We start from the raw sequence: 2,761 nt of genomic DNA, 5'->3' as shown, positions 1-2,761 counted from the left end.
TGTGAAGTAATTGCATATGACGACTTGGGAACGGAATCAATCAAGAAACTCTTTGTCGAAGATTTGAGAGTAATTGTGGGCATTGATACAAAAGGTAATATTTTTCAGGATAGAGAAATTGAGAAATACAAGAAAAGATAAATGAAGTGGGTTCAATTCCCTTTTTCAGCTCCAAATCTAAAATAAAAAACCAAGTCTGTAAGAATTTTTTTAGAGACTTGGTTTATTTTTTTTGACATTTTTATAAAAGATTTAAGAAACATGTATATTAATCCTTATACTGCAGAAAATGTATATACATTAAAGTTTTATTATTATTTTTAATAACGAGTTTGGAAATTAAAAATAGTATTTATATTATTGCTAATTTAGGGAGGATATTTTATGAAAAAGTTAAAGAAAGACTTAATTCCATTAAGCTTTATGTTATCTATTATGGTTTTAATTGTTTTTTATAAATTCTTAAATAATGGAGATGGAAATATAAATAGTTTAGTTACAAATATAGATAAGACAATACCATTTCTTAAAATATTCATACTGCCATATATAATGTGGTACGGATATATTTTTATAGGTTTAATATATTTATGTATGAAAAACCGTAAAACGTATTATACTTCTCTTATTAGTTTAAATATAGGAATCGTTGCTTGCTACATTACATATGCTATTTTTCAAACTACAGTAACTAGACCAATATTAACTAACTCAGATATATTATCTAAATTGGTTAATATGATATATATGAATGATAATCCCTTTAATTGCTTTCCAAGTATGCATGTTACAACAACTTATATTATAATGAAAGGTATTAACGATACTCAAAACAGTATAATTACAAGTTTTCTCTTTAATATAATAGGAATACTTATAATTATATCTACTCAATTTGTTAAGCAGCACGTGATATTAGACTTGATATTTGCTATGCTATTGAGTGAAATAATATTTAGGTTTGTAAATAATGCTAAAAAAGAAAGTATTACCGCAATGAAGGGTAAAATAGCTTCAATTTGGATTATAAAAAGTAAATTAAAAAATCTTTCTTAAGTGAAGGATTTTTTAGTTGTATAAACAATAATGATGTATAATTGAACTATATATTAAAGTTATGTGATTTTTTTAATAAATATAGAAATATTAAGCACTTGTATCAGCATAACCTATTAAATATATAATAAGTTTAGCGACATTTCATTACCGAATGTGATGATTAACACAGTATAAGGAGATAAATATGGAAATGAAGATGATAAGTGAAATAAAAAAGGGTGACAGGGTTGAAGGATTTTATGTGATAAAAACAGTAGATAGCAAGGTTAGCAATAATAGCAATTCAAATAAATATTTAGATTTTAATTTAGGTGACGCCACAGGAGATATAAACGCAAAGCTTTGGGAATGCAATGAAGAATTAGAAAATACATTTAAACAAAGTGCTTTAGTGAAAATTAAAGGTACTGTAAATGAATGGAGAGGGAAGCTTCAATTAAAAATTGAGAAGATAAGGCTAACGGAGGAAAGAGATGAAGTTAATATCTGTGATTATGTTGCAGTGGCTCCGTATTCACCAGAAAAAATGTATGATGATATTTTAAATTACTTATCCAAGATTGAAGATATAGATATTCAAAATATAGTTACCAATATTTTAAGCAATAATGAGGAAAAGTTAATGCATTATCCTGCAGCTAAATCTAACCATCATGCTGTACGAGCAGGGCTTTTATACCATACAACCACCATGCTAAGGGCTGGAGAAAAATTAAGCGAAATTTATACCTTTCTAAATACAGATTTACTATATGCAGGTATAATACTTCATGATATTGGTAAAATATATGAAATGGATGCTAGTGATCTTGGAATTGTAAGTGAGTATACAGTAGAAGGACAACTTCTAGGGCATATAGTTCAAGGTATTAAAATGATAGAAACAGCAAGTATTGAGGTAAAAGCAGGCAAAGAGGTATCTATGTTATTACAGCATATGGTGCTGGCTCATCATTATGAAGCTGAATATGGAAGTCCTAAAAAGCCTATGATACCAGAAGCAGAAATGTTACATCATTTGGACATAATGGATGCAAGAATGTATGATATGAATAAGGCCTTAAGGGATACAGTGGAAGGTAAATTTTCAGAAAGAATAAGGTCCCTAGATAATATAAGTGTTTATAAGAGATTTGTTAAAAAATAGATAAGAAATATTTAAATGAAGGTGATGGAAATGAAGGGGATAATAGATAGATTAGAAGGAAAGTATGCAGTCATCGAGCTGGAAGATGGAAAGATAATTAATATAGATAAGATAAAATTACCAATAGGAATAGAAGAAGGGATGGTCATACATATAGCAGAAAGTATAACTATTAACATAGAGGAAACTAATAAAAGAAAAGAAGAAATAGAAAAATTGACAAAGGATTTATGGGATGAGTAAAATTGCTTCATTATTATTTCTATAATTGTGAAGCGAAAATTGAGAAGGTATAAAATTTGTCCGTGAAATACACTTATTCAGTCAATGTGAGTAAGTGTATTTTAAATTTTAATGACATTTCGGTATATAAGGCGATGATTAAATTTGTAGAATGAAAATATACGAACTATTATTAAAAAAAAATTAATAATATTCGCATTTTATATTGACTGGTTTATATTGCTCTGATATTATTAAGTAGTATTGCAACCATTGATAATATTTATTTCCTACAGAATAATATAAGGTAGATAACAATTAATAATTGTTATC

4 protein-coding genes are annotated in these 2,761 nt (G+C 27.2%); all 4 read left to right on the top strand.

Translation table 11 applies throughout. The annotated features are described in order from the left end of the window. Positions 1 to 9: 9 nt before the first annotated feature. The 4 genes from JJE11_RS17320 (at position 10) to JJE11_RS17305 (ending at position 2,449) form a co-directional block, all read left to right on the top strand. Positions 10 to 141, top strand: a complete 132-nt coding sequence (locus JJE11_RS17320) for a fumarate hydratase C-terminal domain-containing protein (RefSeq protein WP_291637881.1) — start codon at positions 10 to 12, stop codon at positions 139 to 141. 243 nt (positions 142 to 384) lie between these two features. Continuing rightward, positions 385 to 1,056: a phosphatase PAP2 family protein gene (locus JJE11_RS17315; RefSeq protein ID WP_291637879.1), complete on the top strand. Its 672-nt coding sequence runs from the start codon at positions 385 to 387 to the stop codon at positions 1,054 to 1,056. A gap of 187 nt (positions 1,057 to 1,243) precedes the next feature. After that, complete coding sequence (locus JJE11_RS17310; protein WP_291637877.1) at positions 1,244 to 2,206, top strand: HD domain-containing protein; 963 nt, start codon at positions 1,244 to 1,246, stop codon at positions 2,204 to 2,206. A 30-nt stretch (positions 2,207 to 2,236) separates the two neighbouring features. Then, positions 2,237 to 2,449, top strand: coding sequence for a DUF3006 domain-containing protein (locus JJE11_RS17305; protein WP_291637875.1), 213 nt, complete (start codon positions 2,237 to 2,239; stop codon positions 2,447 to 2,449). Positions 2,450 to 2,761 lie beyond the last annotated feature (312 nt).

The organism is Clostridium sp., assembly GCF_016650095.1.
Taxonomy (GTDB): domain Bacteria; phylum Bacillota; class Clostridia; order Clostridiales; family Clostridiaceae; genus Clostridium_AD.
Note: the sequence above shows the minus strand (reverse complement) of the source record. Positions and strands in the feature narration are given on the sequence as shown.